Below are 16,868 nucleotides of genomic sequence, written 5' to 3' on the forward strand. Positions count from 1 at the left end.
CACGCGTTGCGGACGGGCCCGGATCGGCGCCGGGTCAGTCGACCTTGGCGCCGGATTTCTTCACGACCTCAGCCCATTTGGCGGTCTCCTGCGCCATGAACTGCTTGAACTGGTCCGGCGTATTGCCCGAGGGCGTGGCGCCCTGGGCCTGCAGCTGCGCGCGCACCGCCGGCAGTTGCAGCGCGGCCGCCACGTCGCGCTGGATCTTGTCGACCACGGCCGGCGGCGTGCCGGCGGGCGCCAGCAGGCCGAACCAGCTGGACGCGTCGTAGCCGGCCACGCCGGCCTCGGCCATCGTGGGCACGTCGGGCAGGGCGGGCGAGCGCTGGGAGCCGGTGACGGCCAGCGGGCGCAGCTTGCCGCTCTTGAGGAACGCCATGGACGAGGGCAGGTTGTCGAAGATCAGGTCGGCCGAGCCGGCCATCACGTCGGTCAGCGCGGGGCTGCTGCCCTTGTAGGGAACGTGCGTCATGCGCGTGCCCGTCATGTTCTGGAACAGCTCGCCGGACAGGTGCGTGGACGTGCCGTTGCCGGTGGACGCCATGTTGACGCTGCCGGGGTTGGCCTTCAGGTACTTGATCAGGTCCGCGACGTTGCGGATGCCGTGCCGGTCGGCGAACGCGGGATTGAGTTCGAGGATGTTGGGCACCGGGATGACCAGCGTGACCGGCACGAAATCCTTGACCGGATCGTAGGGCAGCTTGGCATAGACGGACTGGTTGATCGCATGCGTGCTGACCGTGCCCATCAGCAGGGTGTAGCCGTCGGCCGTGGCGCGCGCCGCCTCGGCCGTGCCCACGTTGCCGCCGGCTCCCGCCTTGTTGTCGACGACCACGGGCTTGTTCCAGGTCTTGCCCAGCTCCGCGGCGACGACGCGCGCCGCGATGTCGGTCGTGCCGCCGGCGGGGAAGGGCACGATGATCCTGACTTCGCGTTCGGGGTAGTTCGCCAGGGCCGGCGCGGCCGGCAGGGCGATGGCGGCCAGGGCCGCGGCAAACAGGGCGGCCGCGGCGGACCGGCCTCGCACAGGGGCTGCATGCATGGAATTCGTCTCCTCGGTGTGCGCGTGGCCGCGCATCGTTGATGGGGGTATTCCGCCCCTGGCATCGCCCGAGGCTTTCAAGCCGCGGGACGCCCGCGGCGCCCTGCGTTGATGCTGCCTTCTACTTGTAAAACAAATATATGTATTGAGGTTATGCTTGTCAACCAAGTATACTTTTTTCACCCCAGCCATCCGCCCCCCGCAGCCAGGAGCCCGCTCATGAAAATTTCCCCGGTCACCCCGCAGGACCTGCAGCGTTCGGTCATCGCCGTGCCGCCGCTGGCGCGCCATGACGACCTGTCCTTGAACGTGGAGGCCAACCAGGCCCTGCTCGGCCACCTGGAAGCCGGCGGCGTGCGCAACGTGATGTACGGCGGGAATGCCAACTTCTACAACGTGGCCGTGAGCGAGTACGCGCGCATCGTGGACATGCTGGCCGAGCTGGCGGGCGCGGACACCTGGATCCTGCCCTCGGTGGGGCCCGATTACGGCAAGATGATGGACCAGGCGGCGATCCTGCGTTCGCGCGCGTTTCCCACGGCCATGCTGCTGCCCATGTCCTTTCCCTACACCGACGCGGGCCTGGCCGAGGGCGTGCGCCGCTTCACGGACGCGCTGGGCAAGCCGGCGGTGATCTATCTGAAGTCGGCCGACTACCTGGCGCCGGCCACCGCCGCGCGCCTGATCGAGGAAGGCCGCGTCGTCGTGTTCAAGTACGCCGTGGTGCGCGACGATCCCTCGCGCGACGCCTACCTGTCGTCGCTGCTGCAGGCGGTGGATGCGCGCTGGATCGTCAGCGGCATCGGCGAGCGCCCCGCCATCGTCCACTATCGCGACTTCGGCCTGAAGAGCTTCACCTCTGGATCGGTCTGCATCGCGCCGCGAGGGTCGATGCGCCTGCTGCATCTGCTGCGCGACGGCCGCTACGAGGAAGCCGAAGCGGTGCGCCAACAATACCTGGCGCTGGAAGATTGCCGCGACGGCATCAGCCCGATCCGCGTGCTGCACGACGCCGTGACGCTCTCCGGCGTTGCCGACATGGGGCCGATGCTGCCGCTGCTGACGGGCTTGTCCGGCGCCGACCGCGAACGCGTGGCCCCGGCCGCGCGCGCGCTGGCCGCCTGGGACAGGGAAGCCGCGGCGGCCTGACCATGCGCCTCGCGGCTGACCCGGACGCGGGCACGGATTCCCGCAATGACGGTACGATGAGCGCTGTTCCGCCCCCGTGAACAGGCCCTAGTATCGAGGAGGTTCCGTGGCCCGATCCAAACCATCATCCCCGCCCGCGGCGCACGCGCCGGCCGAGCCGGACGCCCACGGCGCGCTGGTGCTCGAACGCGGGCACCGGGTGCGGCTGGCGGATCAGCTCTACGGACAGATCTTCGAGCAGATCGTGTCCGGCGGGCTGAACGTCGGCGACAAGCTGCCTTCCGAAAACGAAATATCCGAACGCTTCGGCGTGTCGCGCCCGGTCGTGCGCGAAGCGCTCCTGCGCCTGCGCGCCGACGGCCTCATCACCGCGCACCAGGGGCTCGGCACCTTCGTCAGCCACCAGCCCGCGCCGCGCCTCAAGACCTTCAACGACGTGCAGAACGTCAGCGCCTATCTGCGGGCCCAGGAGGTCCGCGTCGCGCTGGAAGGCGACGCCGCGCGCCTGGCGGCGCTGCGCCGCACCGACGAGCAGCTCAAGAAGATCGAGGAGTCCCACGCGGCCTTCGCCGACAGCCTGGCGCGCGGCCAGGTCTCCGCCGAGGCGGACCTGGCGTTCCACGCCAGCATCGCCGAAGCCAGCGGCAACGACTTCTACCTGGGCGTGCTGGAGAGCATCCACGAATCCATCAGCGGCTTCATGCGGCTCACGCTCAACCTGACCCGCACCGGCTCGCGCCAGCGCGCGCAGCGGGTGGTGGACGAGCACGCCGCCATCCTCGACGCGATCCGCGAGCAGGACAGCGAGCGGGCCCGCGTCGCCATGCAATTCCACCTGGGCCAGGCCCGCCACCGGCTGGTGGACCGGGACCGCGACTGATTCCACCGCCCGCCCATGACGACAGGAGACCAGAGTGCGAGGTAATGGAGCGATCGTGACGGACGTGCCGGTGGAGCAGGTCCGCGAACAGATCCTGCAGGTGCTGCGGGCCTGGGGCATGGCGCAGGACTTGGCCCGCACCACCGCGGACCTGATGGCCGGCACCGATCTGCTGGGCATCGATTCGCACGGCATTTCGATGCTGCCGGCGTATGAAGAGAAATGGCGCGCCGGCACCTTGCGGCTGGATGCGCGGGCGCGCATCGTGCGAGACGGCGGCGCCAGCGCGTTGATCGACGGCATGGGCGGCCTGGGCTACCCGGTCGCGGCGCAGGCCATGAACCTGGCCGTGGACAAGGCGCTGGAGCATGGCGTGGGCGCGGTCTCGGTCTGCAATTCCCATCACTTCGGCGCGGCCGGCATTTATGCGCGCATTGCGGTCGAGCGCGGCGTGGTCGGGCTGGTGACCAGCAGCGCGAACGGCGTGATCATGGTGCCCACGCGCGGCGCCATGCCCATGCTGGGCACCAATCCCATCGCTTTCGGCGCGCCGGCCGCGTACAACGAGCCTTTCCTGCTGGACATGGCGACCACCACCGTCGCGGCCAACAAGGTCAAGGTGTACGACTTCCTGGACCAGCCGCTGCCGCCGGGTTGGGCGGTCGACGGGCAGGGCGGCCCCGTGACCGACGCGGCCGCCGCCATGCGGTTCATCTTCACGCACCCCGAAGGCGGGCTGACGCCGTTGGGCGGCACGGCCGGCATGAGCAGCCACAAAGGCTATGGCCTGGCCATGATGGCGCAGATCCTGGGCGGCACGCTCGGCGGCAGCGCGTTCGCGGCCCGGCGCGCGCCGACGCGCCGGCCGGGCGAGCCGGACGACGTGGGACATTTCTTCCTGGCGCTCAATCCCGACGCCTTCCGCGCGGCGGGGTCGTTCGAGTCCGACATGGACGACATGATCGACGCCATGCACGACACGCCGCCCGCGGATCCCGACGAGCCCGTGCTGGTGGCGGGCGAGCCGGAAGCCGCCGAGCGCGCGCGCCGGCTGCGCCAGGGCATTCCCATCCCGGCCGCGCTGGCGGAGCGCCTGCGCGGCATCTGCGAACGCGCGGGCGCGCCCTATCTGCTGGACGGCGCCTAGGGCCCCCATCCCTTTTTCCCATAACCCCTCGCCCAAGAGCAGAGGAATCGAGACATGAGCCATTCAGACAAGCGCAAGAAACCCGAGGAGCTGCGCAGCCACCGCTGGTACGGCGTGAAGGACCTGCGATCCTTCGGCCACCGCTCGCGCACCGCCCAGATGGGCTATCACCGCTCGGACTACGCCGGCAAGCCCGTCATCGCCATCATCAATACCTGGAGCGACATCAACCCCTGCCACAGCCACTTCAAGCAGCGCGTGGAAGAGGTCAAGCGCGGTATCTGGCAGGCCGGCGGCTTTCCCGTGGAAATGCCGGCGATGAGCCTGTCCGAGCCCTTCCAGAAGCCCACCACCATGCTCTACCGCAATCTGCTGGCGATGGAAACGGAAGAGCTGCTGCGCTCGTATCCGGCCGACGGCTGCGTGCTGATGGGCGGCTGCGACAAGACCACGCCCGCGCTCATCATGGGCGCGGTCTCCATGGACCTGCCCACGATCTTCGTGCCGGCCGGCCCCATGCTGCGCGGCAACTGGAACGGCAATACGCTGGGCTCGGGCTCCGACACCTGGAAGTACTGGGCGGAGCTGCGCGCCGGCAACATCACCGAGGAAGACTGGCAGGGCGTGGAAGACGGCATCGCGCGCTCGCCCGGCCATTGCATGACCATGGGCACCGCCTCCACCATGACCGGCGCGGTCGAGGCGCTGGGCCTGTGCCTGTCGGGCGCCTCGTCCATCCCCGCGCCGGATTCGCGGCACGCGCAGATGGCCAGCCTGACGGGCAAGCGCATCGTGGAAATGGTCTGGGAAGACCTGAAGCCCTCCGACCTGCTGACCGCCGCCTCCTACGACAACGCGGTGCGCACCGTGCTGGCGCTGTCCGGGTCGACCAATTCCGTGGTGCACCTGATCGCCATGGCGCGCCGCAGCGGCTTCAACCTGGACCTGGACCGCTTCGACCACCTCGCGCGCACGACGCCGGTGCTGGCCAACCTGCGGCCGGCGGGCAAGTACCTGATGGAAGATTTCTACTACGCGGGCGGCTTGCGCGCGATGCTGGTGCAGTTGGGCGATCTGCTCGACACCACGCAGCGCACGGTCGACGGCCGCACGCTGGGCGAGAACATCGCCGGCGCCCGCATCTTCAACGAGGACGTGATCCGGCCGCGCGCGCAGGCGCTGATCGAACGCGACGGGCTGGCGGTGCTGCGGGGCAACCTGGCGCCCGATGGCGCGGTGATCAAGCCGCCGGCCATGGAAGAGCGCCTGCAGGTGCACACCGGCCGCGCCGTGGTGTTCAAGGACTACAACGACATGGCGGCGCGCATCGACGATCCGGACCTGGACGTGGATGCCGACAGCGTCATCGTGCTGCAGAACGCCGGCCCGCAGGGCGCGCCCGGCATGCCCGAATGGGGCCAGCTGCCGATTCCGCAGAAGCTGCTCAAGCAGGGCGTGCGCGACATGGTGCGGATCTCGGATGCCCGCATGAGCGGCACCAGCTACGGCGCCTGTGTGCTGCACGTGGCGCCCGAAGCCTACGTCGGCGGCCCGCTGGCGCTGGTGCGGGACGGAGACCGCATCGCGCTGGACGTGCCCGGGCGGCGGCTGGAACTGCTGATCCCGGAAGCCGAGCTGGCCGAACGCCGCGCCGCATGGCAGGCGCCGCCGCCGCGCTTCGAGCGCGGCTACGGCGTGCTCTACCTGAAGCACATCGGCCAGGCGGATACGGGCTGCGATTTCGATTTTCTCCAGACCGAAACGCGCGCTGCGGCCGCGGGCGAGCCTGAAATCCACTGATCCCTTTCCCCGCGTGGCGGGCGCCCTGCGAGACAGCCGGTTTCAACAAGATCTTCCCGGGCGCCCGGCACCGGCCATCACCGAAGAAGCAGAGGAGACAAGCATGGGACTAAGCAAGCACAAGGCGCGCAGACGCCTCATCGCGCTGGCCGCCGCGGCGGGCGCGCTGGCCATCCTGCCGGGCGCCGCCACGGCGCAGGGCGACGCATGGCCGGCCAGGCAGTTGAAGCTGGTCGTGCCCTTTCCGGCGGGCGGCAGCACCGACTCGGTGGGCCGCTTGCTCGCGGCCGAGCTGTCCAAGCAATTGGGGCAGAGCGTGGTCGTCGAGAACAAGGGCGGCGCCAACGGCAACATCGGCTCCGACATGGTGGCCAAGGCGGAGCCCGACGGCTATACGCTGCTGTTGTCCGGCGTAGGATCCAACGCGATCAGCTACGCGGTCTACCAGAACATGCCGTACCGCAACAGCGATTTCGCGCACATCTCGCTCCTGGCCACCGGGCCCAACGTGCTCGTGGCCAACAATGATTTTCCGGGCAAGACCTTCGCGGAATTCATCAAGCTCACCCGCGAGAATCCCGGCAAGTACACGCACGCCAGTTCCGGCAGCGGCTCATCCGGCCACCTCGCCATGGAGATGCTGAAGCAGGACGCCAACATCGACCTGGTGCACGTGCCCTACAAGGGCGGCGCGGCGGCCATCACCGACATGATCGGCGGCCGCGTTTCCGTGATGTTCCTGAACCAGGACACGCTGCTGCCGCAAGTCACTTCCGGCAAGCTGCGCGCGCTGGCCGTGGCGAGCGCCAAGCGCAACCCCGCCTATCCCGATACGCCCACCGTGGCCGAATCGGGCTTCCCGGGCTTCTCGGCCGAATCATGGTTCGGCCTGTCCGCGCCCGCCAAGACGCCGCCCGCCGTGATCCAGAAACTGAACCAGGCGACGGTGAAGGCATTGTCCTCGCCCGAGATCCGGCAGAAACTGGAGAGCGTGGGCTTCGTGGTGGTGGCGGACGATCCGAAGTCGTTCTCGGCCTTCGTCGACGCCGAGATCGCCAAGTGGGGCAAGGCGGCGAAGGCGTCGGGCGCCAAGCTGGATTGATCCTGCGCGAGGCGCCCGCCTGGCCCCGTCCGGCCCTTGCGGGTGCCCGCGACGATTTGCACGATTTCCGATTTTTCCTGATACGAAGGCAGCAATGAATTCACCCTTACCCAACCGCTTCCGGCAACGCATCCTGGCCCGCGAGCGCCTCATCGGCTTCTGGATGTGCATGTCCAGCCATATCACCGCCGAACTCGTCGGCCTGGCCGACTTCGACTGGCTGCTCCTGGACGGCGAGCATTCGCCCAACGAAGTGCCGATGTTCCTGCAGCAGCTGCAGGCCCTGCAGGGCAGCGCCAGCGCCGCCGTGGGGCGGCCGTCGTGGAACGATCCGGTGGAGATCAAGCGCCTGCTCGATATCGGCTTCTACAACCTGCTGATTCCGTTCATCGAGTCCGAGGAGGACGCGCGCCGGGCGGTGGCCGCCACGCGCTATCCGCCGCAAGGCATGCGCGGCGTGGCGGGCGCGCAGCGCAGCAACCGCTACGGCACCGTGCCGAATTATCTGCAGACCATCAACGACAACATCTGCGTGCTGCTGCAGATCGAAAGCCGCCCGGGCATCGAGGCGGTGGACGAGATTGCCTCGGTGGAAGGCGTGGACGGCGTGTTCATCGGCCCGTCCGACCTGGCGGCCGCGCTGGGCCACCTCGGCAACCCCGGCCATCCGGAAGTGCAGGAGGCCATCCGCCATCTGTACCAGCGCGTCACCGCCCAGGGCAAGGCCGTGGGCATCCTGGCGCCGGTGCACGCGGATGCGCGGCGCTACCTGGACATGGGCATGCACTTCGTGGCGGTGGGAACCGACCTGGGCGTGTTCAAGCAGGCCACCTTCGCGCTGCGGGAAGCGTTCCCCACCTGAGTGCGGCGTGGCCGGGCCGGCGGCATCGCCGGCCCGCGCCGGACGCGTCCGGCGGTCCGGGGCTCGCGCCCCTGGCCTCAGGCCTCAAGCGCCAGCAGTTCCGCCACGGTTTGGCGGCGGCGGATCAGGCGGGCCTCGCCCTTGTCCAGCAGCACTTCCGGCGCCAGCGGCCGGCTGTTGTAGTTCGAGGACATCGACGATCCGTAGGCGCCCGCGCTGTGGAACACCAGGAAGTCGCCGATCCGCGGACGGGGCAGCAGCTGGTCGGACATGACGCCGCCGGCGTCCTGGGTGAACACGTCGCCCGATTCGCACAGGGGGCCGGCCACCGCGATGCGGGTCTCGGGCGCGTCCTGCGGCTGGCCGCCGTCCGGCGCGTGCACCGAAATGCGGTGATAGCTGCCGTACATCGCCGGACGCATCAGGTCGTTGAAGCCCGCGTCGACCAGCGCGAAGTCGCGCTCGGGGCGGCGGTTGATCGAATGCACCTCGGCCACCAGGGCGCCGGCCTCGGCGACCAGGAAGCGGCCCGGCTCGATCTCCAGGCGGATATCGTGGCCCAGGCGCTGCGCGATGCGCTTGCGCGCCGCGTCCCATTGCTCGAAATAATGGTCGCAGTCGATGCGGGGATCGCCCTCGCGATACGGGATCGACAGGCCGCCGCCGGCGGAAATGGCCTCGATGTCGTGGTCGATCGACGCCACCACGTCGACCATGGCGTTGCAGACGCTGGACAGGTGGGCGTAGTCCACGCCCGAGCCGATGTGCATGTGGATGCCCACGAGCTTCAGGCCGTGGCGGCGCACGATGGACATCGCCTCGGCGAGGTCGCCGATCCAGATGCCGTGCTTGCTTTGCGGGCCGCCGGTGTTGGTCTTGTTGCTGTGGCCGTGGCCGAAACCGGGGTTGATGCGCAGCCAGACGCGATGGCCGGGCGAGGCCTGGCCCACGCGCGCCAGCATGTCCAGCGATCCCGCGTTCACGGTGATGCCGTGCTTGAGCACGGTGGCCAGCGTGGCGTGGTCGATCAGGTCCGCCGTGAAGACGATGCCCTCCGGTTCGCCTTGCGGCTGGAATCCGGCGGCCAGGCTGCGTTCGATCTCGCCCAGCGACACCGCGTCCACCACGGCGCCTTCCTCGCGCATCAGGCGCAGGATGTGCAGGTTCGAGCAGGCCTTCTGCGCGTAGCGGATCGTGTCGAAGCGGCGCAGCTGCGCGATGCGCTCGCGGATGACGGCGGCGTCGTAAACCCATAGCGGCGTGCCGTGTTCGGCGGCGAGTTGGGTGAGTTGGCGCGGATCGAATGCCATGGCTGGCGTAACCTCAAAAGGGGAAGTGAAATCAGGCGGCATGATGCCCGGCTTCGGTCATCCAGTAAAATGCTTAAGTTTCCTGGATCGATTCATTTTGGATATGGGGTGGGGGATGCTCACGCATCGGCACATCGAAGTCTTCCGGGCGGTGATGATCGCCGGCAGCGTGACCAAGGCGGCCGAGCTGCTGGGCTCGTCCCAGCCGACCGTGAGCCGCGAGCTGGCGCGCATGGAGCAGGGCATCGGTTTCGCGCTGTTCGAGCGCGTGGGAGGGCGCCTGCGGCCCACCATGCCGGGCCTGGCGCTGTTCGACGAGGTCCGGCAGTCCTATGCCGGCCTGGAACGCGTGGCGTCCACGGCGGCGCGCCTGCGGGCCTTCAAGGGGGGGCAGCTGTCGGTGATCGCCTTGCCGGCGTTCTCCCATTCGATCCTGCCCGATGCGTTTCGCCGCTTCCATGAGCGGCACGCCGGCGTGAGCCTGGCCGTGGAGACGCAGGAGTCGCCCTTCCTGGAGGAATGGCTGACTGCCCAGCGCTACGACCTGGGCCTGACCGAACACGACGCGGCGCCGGCCGGCACGCGGGTGGAGCGCCTGCTGGAAGTGGACGAGGTCTGCGCGCTGCCCGACGGCCACGCCTTGCTGGCGCGCCAGCGGATCGAGCTGGCGGACTTCGAGGGGCAGGCCTTCGTCAGCCTGTCTTCCAGCGATCCTTATCGGATCCAGATCGACGAGGCCTTCGAGCAGGCCGGGGTGTTGCGGCGGTCCATCGTGGAGACGCCCACCGCGGTATCCGTCTGCACCTTCGTGCGCCAGGGGCTGGGCCTGGCCATCGTGAACCCGCTGACGGCGCTGGATTTCGCCGGCCGGGGGCTGCATATCCGTCCCCTGGTCCGATCCTTTCCGTTCCGGGTCAGCGTGGTGTTCCCCGAGCATCGTCCCGCCAATCCGTTGGTGGGCGCGTTCATGGCCTCGCTGCGGGTAGCGGCCGACGCCGTGGAGGAGCGCCTGGCGTCGCGGCGGCACTAGGGCGCGCAAGAGGGCGCGCAAGAGGGAGGGCCCCCACGCTGCGCGCGCTTACGCGTGCTTGCAGCCCCCCGTGGGGGCTGCGCCGCCTGGGGGCGGCCCGGCGGCGGCGCGGCAACAAAAAAGGATGCCCGTGGGCATCCTTTTCTATTTGCCGTATTCATGACGCCCCGGAAACCAGGGCGGCAGAATGGCTTAGGCCAGCGCCTTGATGGCGGCAGCCAGGCGGCTCTTGTGGCGAGCGGCCTTGTTCTTGTGGATGATGTTCTTGTCGGCCACGCGATCGATCACGCTGGAGGCCTTCTGGAACACTTCGCCAGCCGCAGCCTTGTCGCCAGCGGCGATGGATTGGCGAACGCGCTTGATGGCGGTGCGCAGCATCGAGCGCAGGCTGGAATTGTGCTTGTTGCGCTCAACGGATTGGCGAGCGCGCTTGCGGGCTTGGGCGGTATTGGCCATGTTGCTATATAAGTTGAATTCGGCAAAGTCGAACATTGTAGCAAGTCCCTACGGGATTGCAAGCTTTTAATGTCAGGCCTACCGATGGAGCGCCCGTCAACCGGGCGGGGGGCGCTGGGAGAAAAGTCCCGGGGCTGGAGAACCCTTGCGGATGATCCCCGAAAAGCCTGGAGGAAACTCCTGCCTTGAGGAAAACCCGTGGCGCCTACTGGATAAAAACACCGTGATGAGTATACAACGAAGCGGGCGCCGCGACACGGTGCGGGCGTGGGCGTTGTCAGGTGGCGACGTTGATCGACACGAACCAGGGCGTGAAGCGGCGCACGTGGATCGGCATCATGTCCTTGAGCGTGTCCAGCGCGGCGTCGGTGTCGTCCAGCGGGAAGTGGCCCGAGACGGGCAGGCCGCCGGCCGCCATGGAGACGCGCAGCGTGCCGCTGCGGTAGGGGCGCAGCGCGGCGATCACTTCGGCCAGGGGGCGGCCCCGGGCCTCGACCCAGCCGGCTTCCCAGGCGGCTTCCGCCATGAGTTCGGCGCGCGGCGTGTCCATGCGGGAAGCATCGAAACGGGCGCCGGTGCCGGCGCGGACGGTGCCGTGGGCGCCGGACATGGTTTCGACCTCGACTTCGTGCTCGTGCACCACCACGACCGTGCGCTGGGCCTGCTGCCGCACCATGTAGCGCGTGCCCAGGGCGCGCACCGTGCCCTCGGCCGTCTGGACGAGAAACGGGCGGCGCGCGTCGGGCGCCACCGAGACGGTGACGGCGCCGTCGAGCAGGCGCACCTGCCGGTAGGCAGGCGTGAAATCCAGATTGACGCGGCTGCGGGCGTCGAGCAGCAGCTGGCTGCCGTCGGACAGCACGTAGCGGCGGCGTTCGCCGGTGGCCGTGGCGGCGTCCGCCGCGACATTGCTCAGCGGATAGAAGGCATTGCCGACGTAGGCCGCGCAGGCGCCCGTACCGGCGAGCGCCAGCGCGCCGGCCAGAAAGCGGCGGCGCGGAGGCACGACGGCCTGCGGCGGTACGATCAACGTCTGGGAGGCTGGGCCGGCGCTGGTGGCGTAGCCGGCGGGGTAGGCGTCGCCGAGCCGGCCGAAAGTCGACCCTTCCAACGATCCTGTCAGCTGTTGCCAGGCGTTTTCATGGGCAGGGTCTGCCGCGCGCCAAGCCAGGAAATCGTTGTAGTCCTGCGCCGTTGCCTTGCCTGAGCGCAATAGCAGCAGCCAATTGATGACTTGGTCCGCCATGGGTTGTCCTTGGGCGTACTTCACTTCATGTCCCCGCATGTGTTCCCGGGGGGTCCTTTCGATGGCGACTTGTAAATAATAAAGGTTTTTACCAAAGATTACCGGGAGATTGTCAATTCTTGACGAACCTAGTGCAAAAAAAGCCGGCACTAGGCCGGCTTTTGGGGGAAATCTAGGCAAAATTGCCGAAATTAACGCGCTGGGCGTCGTCCGAAGTCACGAGGACGAAAGCCAAACAGTAACAACATTCCGAAGTAGACCGCGCCGCTGGCGGCCAGCACCCCGGCCAGCCACAGCACGCGCAGGCCGGAGTGGGCCTGCAAGGCGATCCAGTCGATCCGCCCGTCGGCGAGCCAGAGCAGCGCCGCCAGCGCCGCCAGCGCGGGCAGCAGCCGCAAGGCGAAAACCGACCAGCCGGGGCCGGGCTGGTAGACGCCGCGGCGCAGCAGCCCCACCAGCAGGGCCAGCGCGTTCAGGCAGGCGCCCAGGCCGATGGCCAGCGCCAGCCCGGCATGCGCCATGAGCGGCACCAATACCAGGTTCAGCAGCTGCGTCACGATCAGCACCCCGATCGCGATCTTCACCGGCGTGCGGATGTCCTGCTTGGCATAGAAGCCGGGGGCCAGGATCTTCACCGCCAGCAGCCCGATCAGCCCCGCCGAGTAGGAAATGACCGCCAGGCGCGTCTGGGCGACGTCCTGGGCGCCGAAGGCGCCATAGTGGAAGAGGGTGGCGACCAGCCCGTCCGACAGCAGCGCCATGCCCACCGCGGCCGGCAGGCCCAGCAGCAGCACCAGGCGCAGGCCCCAGTCCAGCAGGGCGCTGTAGCCGCCGTGGTCGTCGCGCGCGTGCGCCGCAGACAGGCTGGGCAGCAGCACCGTGCCCAGCGCCACGCCCAGCAGGGCGGTGGGGAATTCCATCAGGCGGTCGGCGAAGGACAGCCAGGTCACGCTGCCCGGCGTCAGCCAGGTGGCGATGTTGGTATTGATCAGCAGGGAAAGCTGGGCCACGGAGACGCCCAGCGTGGCGGGGGCCATCTGCCTGAGGATGCGCTGTACCGTCGGGTCGGCCCGGGCTTCGCGGAACCGCAGCGACAGCCTCGGCGTCAGTCCCAGCCGGGCCAGGGCGGCCCATTGCACCGCCAGTTGCGCCACGCCGCCCACCATCACCCCGATGGCCAGCGCGTAGATGGGCACGTCCATGCGCGGCGCCAGCCAGAGGCAGGCGGCGATCATCGCGAGGTTGAGCAGCACGGGCGTGAAAGCCGGCACGGCGAACTTGCGCCAGGTATTGAGCACGCCGGAGGCGAAGGCCACCAGGGACATGCAGAAGATGTAGGGGAACATAATCCGCGTCATCCAGACGGCCGCGCCGAATTCGGTGTCGCGGTCGGCGCCGCGCAGGCCGCTGGCCATCGCGGACACCACCCAGGGCGCCGCCACGATGCCGATCAGCGTGATCAGCATCAGCGCCGCGGTCAGCAGCAAGGCCACGCGGTCCAGCAGCGTGCGCACTTCTTCGGGCGACCGATTATTGCGCGCCGCGCCCAGGATCGGCACGAACGCCTGGGCGAACGCGCCCTCGGCGAACAGCCGGCGCAGCAGGTTGGGGATGCGGAAGGCAACCCAGAACGCGTCGGTGATAGGGCCGGCGCCGAAGGCGCGGGCCACCAGGATGTCGCGGACCAGGCCGGAAATGCGGGACAGCAGCGTAAAACTGCTGACCGTGGCCGCCGAACGGAACAGACTCATGGGAAGGCTATGTAAAGAAAAAGGGGCCGACTGGCCCCGCAAGACAGGATATTCGCCCGAAAGGCATCGCGCCCGCAAGAATGTCCGATGCCCGCCAGGGGCCGCGCCAGAGATCGCGTCGAGAAGGAGACGATCCCGCGGCTCCTCGCAAAAATAGCCGCGCCGCCGCCGGGCCGCCCCAAGGCGGCGCAGCCCCCTCGGGGGGCAGCAAGCACACGCAGTGTGCGCGGCGTGGGGGCACCTTTTTCACGGCTCCTCGCAAAAATAGCCGCGCCGCCGCCGGGCCGCCCCAAGGCGGCGCAGCCCCCTCGGGGGGCAGCAAGCACACGCAGTGTGCGCGGCGTGGGGGCCTCACTTCGGCGGCATGCGGATGGCGCCGTCCAGGCGGATCGTTTCTCCGTTCAGCATATCGTTGGTGACGATGCTGTGGACCAGCTTGGCATAGTCTTCCGGGCGGCCCAGGCGGGCGGGGAAGGGGATGCTGGCGGCCAGGGAGTCCTGCACTTCCTGCGGCATGCCGAAGATCATGGGCGTGCCGAAGATGCCCGGGGCGATGGTCATGCAGCGGATGCCGGTCTTGGCCAGGTCGCGCGCGATCGGCAGGGTCATGCCGGCCACGCCAGCCTTGGACGCGGCGTAGGCCGCCTGGCCGATCTGGCCGTCGAAGGCGGCGACGGAAGCCGTGTTGATCATGACGCCGCGCTCGCCGGTGGGCTCGGGCGTGTTGGCGCTCATGGCCTCGGCGGCCAGGCGCATCATGTTGAAGCTGCCGATCAGGTTGATCGACACGACCTTCTGGAACAGGTCCAGCGGATGCGCGCCGTTCTTGCCCACGATCTTGGCGGCGGGCGCCACGCCGGCGCAGTTCACCAGGCCGAAGAGGGTGCCCAGCTCCTTGGCCGCGGCGACGGCGTTCTTGCCGTCGGCTTCCTGCGTCACGTCGCAATGGACGTAGCGCTGGCCCAGTTCCTTGGCCAGGGCTTCGCCCGGCTCGTCCTGGACGTCGGCGATGACGACCTTGGCGCCGTTCTGCACCAGCATGCGCACGGTGCCCGCGCCCAGCCCGGAAGCGCCACCCGTAACGATGAATACCTTGTTCGCGATTTCCATGTCTCTACCACCAGATCAATTCAAGGGATGAAAGCGGCGCGGCGGGCGCCGGATATGACAAGGCCTTCGGGCCGGGACCGGGACGCGTTGCGTCCGGCCGGCGCCGAAGGCCTTCAAGCCATCGAAGCGCCGGTCAGCCTTGCACGGCTCCGAACAGGCGCGACTTGATTTCGTCGACCGCGCCCACGCCCGAAATCTTGCGGTATTTCGGCGCGCCGGCGGGGTCCTGTTGCGCCCAGGTCGAGTAGTAGTCGACCAGGGGACGGGTCTGCTCGCGGTACACGGACAGGCGGTTGCGGACGGTTTCCTCGCGGTCGTCGTCGCGCTGGATCAGCTCTTCGCCGGTGACGTCGTCGCGGCCTTCCACCTTGGGCGGATTGAAGCGCACGTGGTAGCTGCGGCCGCTGGGCTGGTGCACGCGGCGCCCGCTCATGCGTTCGATGATGTCTTCTTCGGGGACTTCGATTTCGACCACGTAGTCCAGCTTGACGCCGGCGCTCTTGAGCGCGTCGGCTTGCGGGATGGTGCGGGGGAAACCGTCGAACAGGTAGCCGTTGGCGCAGTCGGACTGCTTCAGGCGGTCCTGCACGAGGCCGATGATGATCTCGTCGGAGACCAGGCCGCCGGCGTCCATGACCTTCTTGGCTTCAATACCCAGCGGCGTGCCCGCCTTCACCGCCGCGCGAAGCATGTCGCCGGTGGAGATCTGGGGAATGCCGAAGTGCTGGGTGAGAAACGCGGCCTGGGTGCCTTTGCCGGCGCCGGGGGGTCCGAGCAAGATGAGACGCATGAGTGCTCCTGAAAGGGTTTATTTTTTGTGATCCGGGGAATTATGCCGCAATGCAGCAGCCGATGCGGGGCCGCGCCATAGGAAATAACCCTTATGTCTGCTTGGCGTAGATCAGTCGGACGCGTTCGAGATCCGCCGGGGTATCTACGCCCGCCGCGGGAGGGTGGGAGGCCCGATGGACGACGATGACGTGCCCGTGTTCCATGGCGCGCAACTGCTCCAGCGATTCGAAACGCTCCAGCGCGCCCTGCGGCAGCGAGGGAAAGCGGCGCAGGAAGGACACGCGGTAGGCATACAGGCCGATATGGTGCCAGGCGGGCAGGCCCTCGGCCAGCACGCGTTCGCCGCCGGCCAGCGCGTCGCGGGCCCAGGGGATGGGGGCGCGCGAGAAGTACAGGGCGCGGTCGTCCGCGGCGCACACCAGCTTCACCACATTGGGATTGAACAGCGCCTCGGCGTCGGCCAGCGGACAGGCGCAGGTGGCGATGTCCGCCTCCGGGCTGGCCTGGAGCTTGGCGGCCACGGCGTCGATGAGCTCGGGCTCGATCAGGGGCTCGTCGCCCTGCACGTTCACCACGATGGCGTCGGCGGGCAGGCCGAGCTGGGCCACGGCTTCGGCCAGGCGGTCGGTGCCGGTGGGGTGGTCGCCGCGGGTCATCAGGGCCTGCAGGCCGTGGGCCTGGGCCGCCTGCTGGACGCGCGCGTCGTCGGTGGCGATGTAGACGCGCGAGGCGCCCGATTGCGCGGCGCGCTCGGCCGTGCGGACCACCATCGGCTTGCCGGCGATGTCGGCAAGCGGCTTGTCGGGCAGCCGGGTCGAGGCGGTGCGCGCCGGAATCAGGGCGATGAAGCTCATGCGGCGGCGGGGGGGGCGTCGTCGAGCGCGCGGGCTTCCGATTCCAGCATGACGGGGATGCCGTCGCGCACGGGGAAGGCCAGGCGGTCGGCGCGGCAGATCAGTTCGGCCTGCTGCCGGTCGTGTTCGAGGCGGCCCTTGCAGAGCGGGCAGACGAGGATGTCGAGAAGGCGGGATTCCATGACCGGAATTCTAAAGCAGTTTGCCCCCTGCCGGACCGCGGGCCGGGCCGCCTCGGCGGGCGGTTTTCCTTGATTTGTTAATTAATGTCATATTTTGAATAGAGTCCCGCGAAATCCAGGGTCGGATCGTCGCTATCATCCGCCGCGGTTTCAGC

General features: G+C 68.6%; 16 protein-coding genes. 7 read left to right on the plus strand and 9 right to left on the minus strand.

Annotated elements, in window-relative coordinates:
- Positions 1 to 34: 34 nt before the first annotated feature.
- Positions 35 to 1,042 carry a Bug family tripartite tricarboxylate transporter substrate binding protein gene (locus ADE01S_RS21615; protein ID WP_062683837.1) on the minus strand — a complete coding sequence of 336 codons (1,008 nt, stop codon included), beginning with the start codon at positions 1,040 to 1,042 and terminating at the stop codon, positions 35 to 37.
- Between the two features lie 219 nt (positions 1,043 to 1,261).
- Between ADE01S_RS21615 and ADE01S_RS21620 the strand changes: the two genes are divergently transcribed.
- The 6 genes from ADE01S_RS21620 (at position 1,262) to garL (ending at position 7,982) form a co-directional block, all read left to right on the plus strand.
- Positions 1,262 to 2,191, plus strand: coding sequence for a dihydrodipicolinate synthase family protein (locus ADE01S_RS21620; protein ID WP_062683811.1), 930 nt, complete (start codon positions 1,262 to 1,264; stop codon positions 2,189 to 2,191).
- A gap of 106 nt (positions 2,192 to 2,297) precedes the next feature.
- Positions 2,298 to 3,071, plus strand: coding sequence for a FadR/GntR family transcriptional regulator (locus ADE01S_RS21625; RefSeq protein WP_087881386.1), 774 nt, complete (start codon positions 2,298 to 2,300; stop codon positions 3,069 to 3,071).
- A gap of 34 nt (positions 3,072 to 3,105) precedes the next feature.
- Complete coding sequence (locus tag ADE01S_RS21630; protein ID WP_062683812.1) at positions 3,106 to 4,218, plus strand: Ldh family oxidoreductase; 1,113 nt, start codon at positions 3,106 to 3,108, stop codon at positions 4,216 to 4,218.
- A gap of 54 nt (positions 4,219 to 4,272) precedes the next feature.
- The gene (araD, locus tag ADE01S_RS21635; RefSeq protein ID WP_062683813.1) at positions 4,273 to 6,018 is read left to right on the plus strand and encodes an L-arabinonate dehydratase; all 1,746 of its coding nucleotides are present in this window, start codon (positions 4,273 to 4,275) and stop codon (positions 6,016 to 6,018) included.
- Between the two features lie 103 nt (positions 6,019 to 6,121).
- A complete protein-coding gene (locus ADE01S_RS21640) occupies positions 6,122 to 7,120 on the plus strand; it encodes a Bug family tripartite tricarboxylate transporter substrate binding protein (protein ID WP_062683814.1) in 999 nt (332 codons plus the stop codon).
- Positions 7,121 to 7,214: 94 nt separating this feature from the next.
- Complete coding sequence (gene garL / locus ADE01S_RS21645) at positions 7,215 to 7,982, plus strand: 2-dehydro-3-deoxyglucarate aldolase (protein ID WP_062683815.1); 768 nt, start codon at positions 7,215 to 7,217, stop codon at positions 7,980 to 7,982.
- 77 nt (positions 7,983 to 8,059) lie between these two features.
- Here garL and lysA read toward each other — a convergent pair whose 3' ends face one another.
- Positions 8,060 to 9,292, minus strand: a complete 1,233-nt coding sequence (gene lysA, locus ADE01S_RS21650; protein WP_062683816.1) for a diaminopimelate decarboxylase — start codon at positions 9,290 to 9,292, stop codon at positions 8,060 to 8,062.
- A 115-nt stretch (positions 9,293 to 9,407) separates the two neighbouring features.
- Between lysA and ADE01S_RS21655 the strand changes: the two genes are divergently transcribed.
- Positions 9,408 to 10,322, plus strand: a complete 915-nt coding sequence (locus ADE01S_RS21655) for a LysR family transcriptional regulator (protein ID WP_062683817.1) — start codon at positions 9,408 to 9,410, stop codon at positions 10,320 to 10,322.
- A gap of 192 nt (positions 10,323 to 10,514) precedes the next feature.
- On the opposite strand, the gene rpsT is transcribed toward ADE01S_RS21655, so the two are convergent.
- From rpsT to ADE01S_RS21690, 7 genes are all read right to left on the minus strand, one after another.
- Positions 10,515 to 10,778, minus strand: a complete 264-nt coding sequence (rpsT, locus tag ADE01S_RS21660) for a 30S ribosomal protein S20 (RefSeq protein WP_006396042.1) — start codon at positions 10,776 to 10,778, stop codon at positions 10,515 to 10,517.
- Positions 10,779 to 11,055: 277 nt separating this feature from the next.
- Entirely contained in the window at positions 11,056 to 12,024 is a 969-nt protein-coding gene (locus ADE01S_RS21665; RefSeq protein ID WP_062683818.1) for a FecR domain-containing protein, read from the minus strand.
- Between the two features lie 191 nt (positions 12,025 to 12,215).
- The gene (gene murJ, locus ADE01S_RS21670; protein ID WP_062683819.1) at positions 12,216 to 13,775 is read right to left on the minus strand and encodes a murein biosynthesis integral membrane protein MurJ; all 1,560 of its coding nucleotides are present in this window, start codon (positions 13,773 to 13,775) and stop codon (positions 12,216 to 12,218) included.
- 351 nt (positions 13,776 to 14,126) lie between these two features.
- On the minus strand, positions 14,127 to 14,885 hold the full coding sequence (locus ADE01S_RS21675; RefSeq protein ID WP_062683820.1) for a 3-hydroxyacyl-CoA dehydrogenase: 759 nt from the start codon (positions 14,883 to 14,885) through the stop codon (positions 14,127 to 14,129).
- Between the two features lie 133 nt (positions 14,886 to 15,018).
- On the minus strand, positions 15,019 to 15,675 hold the full coding sequence (adk, locus tag ADE01S_RS21680) for an adenylate kinase (RefSeq protein ID WP_062683821.1): 657 nt from the start codon (positions 15,673 to 15,675) through the stop codon (positions 15,019 to 15,021).
- A gap of 91 nt (positions 15,676 to 15,766) precedes the next feature.
- Positions 15,767 to 16,531 carry a 3-deoxy-manno-octulosonate cytidylyltransferase gene (gene kdsB / locus ADE01S_RS21685; RefSeq protein ID WP_062683822.1) on the minus strand — a complete coding sequence of 255 codons (765 nt, stop codon included), beginning with the start codon at positions 16,529 to 16,531 and terminating at the stop codon, positions 15,767 to 15,769.
- On the minus strand, positions 16,528 to 16,713 hold the full coding sequence (locus ADE01S_RS21690; protein ID WP_062683823.1) for a Trm112 family protein: 186 nt from the start codon (positions 16,711 to 16,713) through the stop codon (positions 16,528 to 16,530). Before ADE01S_RS21690 ends, kdsB begins: the two co-directional genes overlap by 4 nt.
- Positions 16,714 to 16,868 lie beyond the last annotated feature (155 nt).

It is taken from the genome of Achromobacter denitrificans NBRC 15125, assembly GCF_001571365.1.
Classification (GTDB): Bacteria; Pseudomonadota; Gammaproteobacteria; order Burkholderiales; family Burkholderiaceae_B; genus Achromobacter; species Achromobacter denitrificans.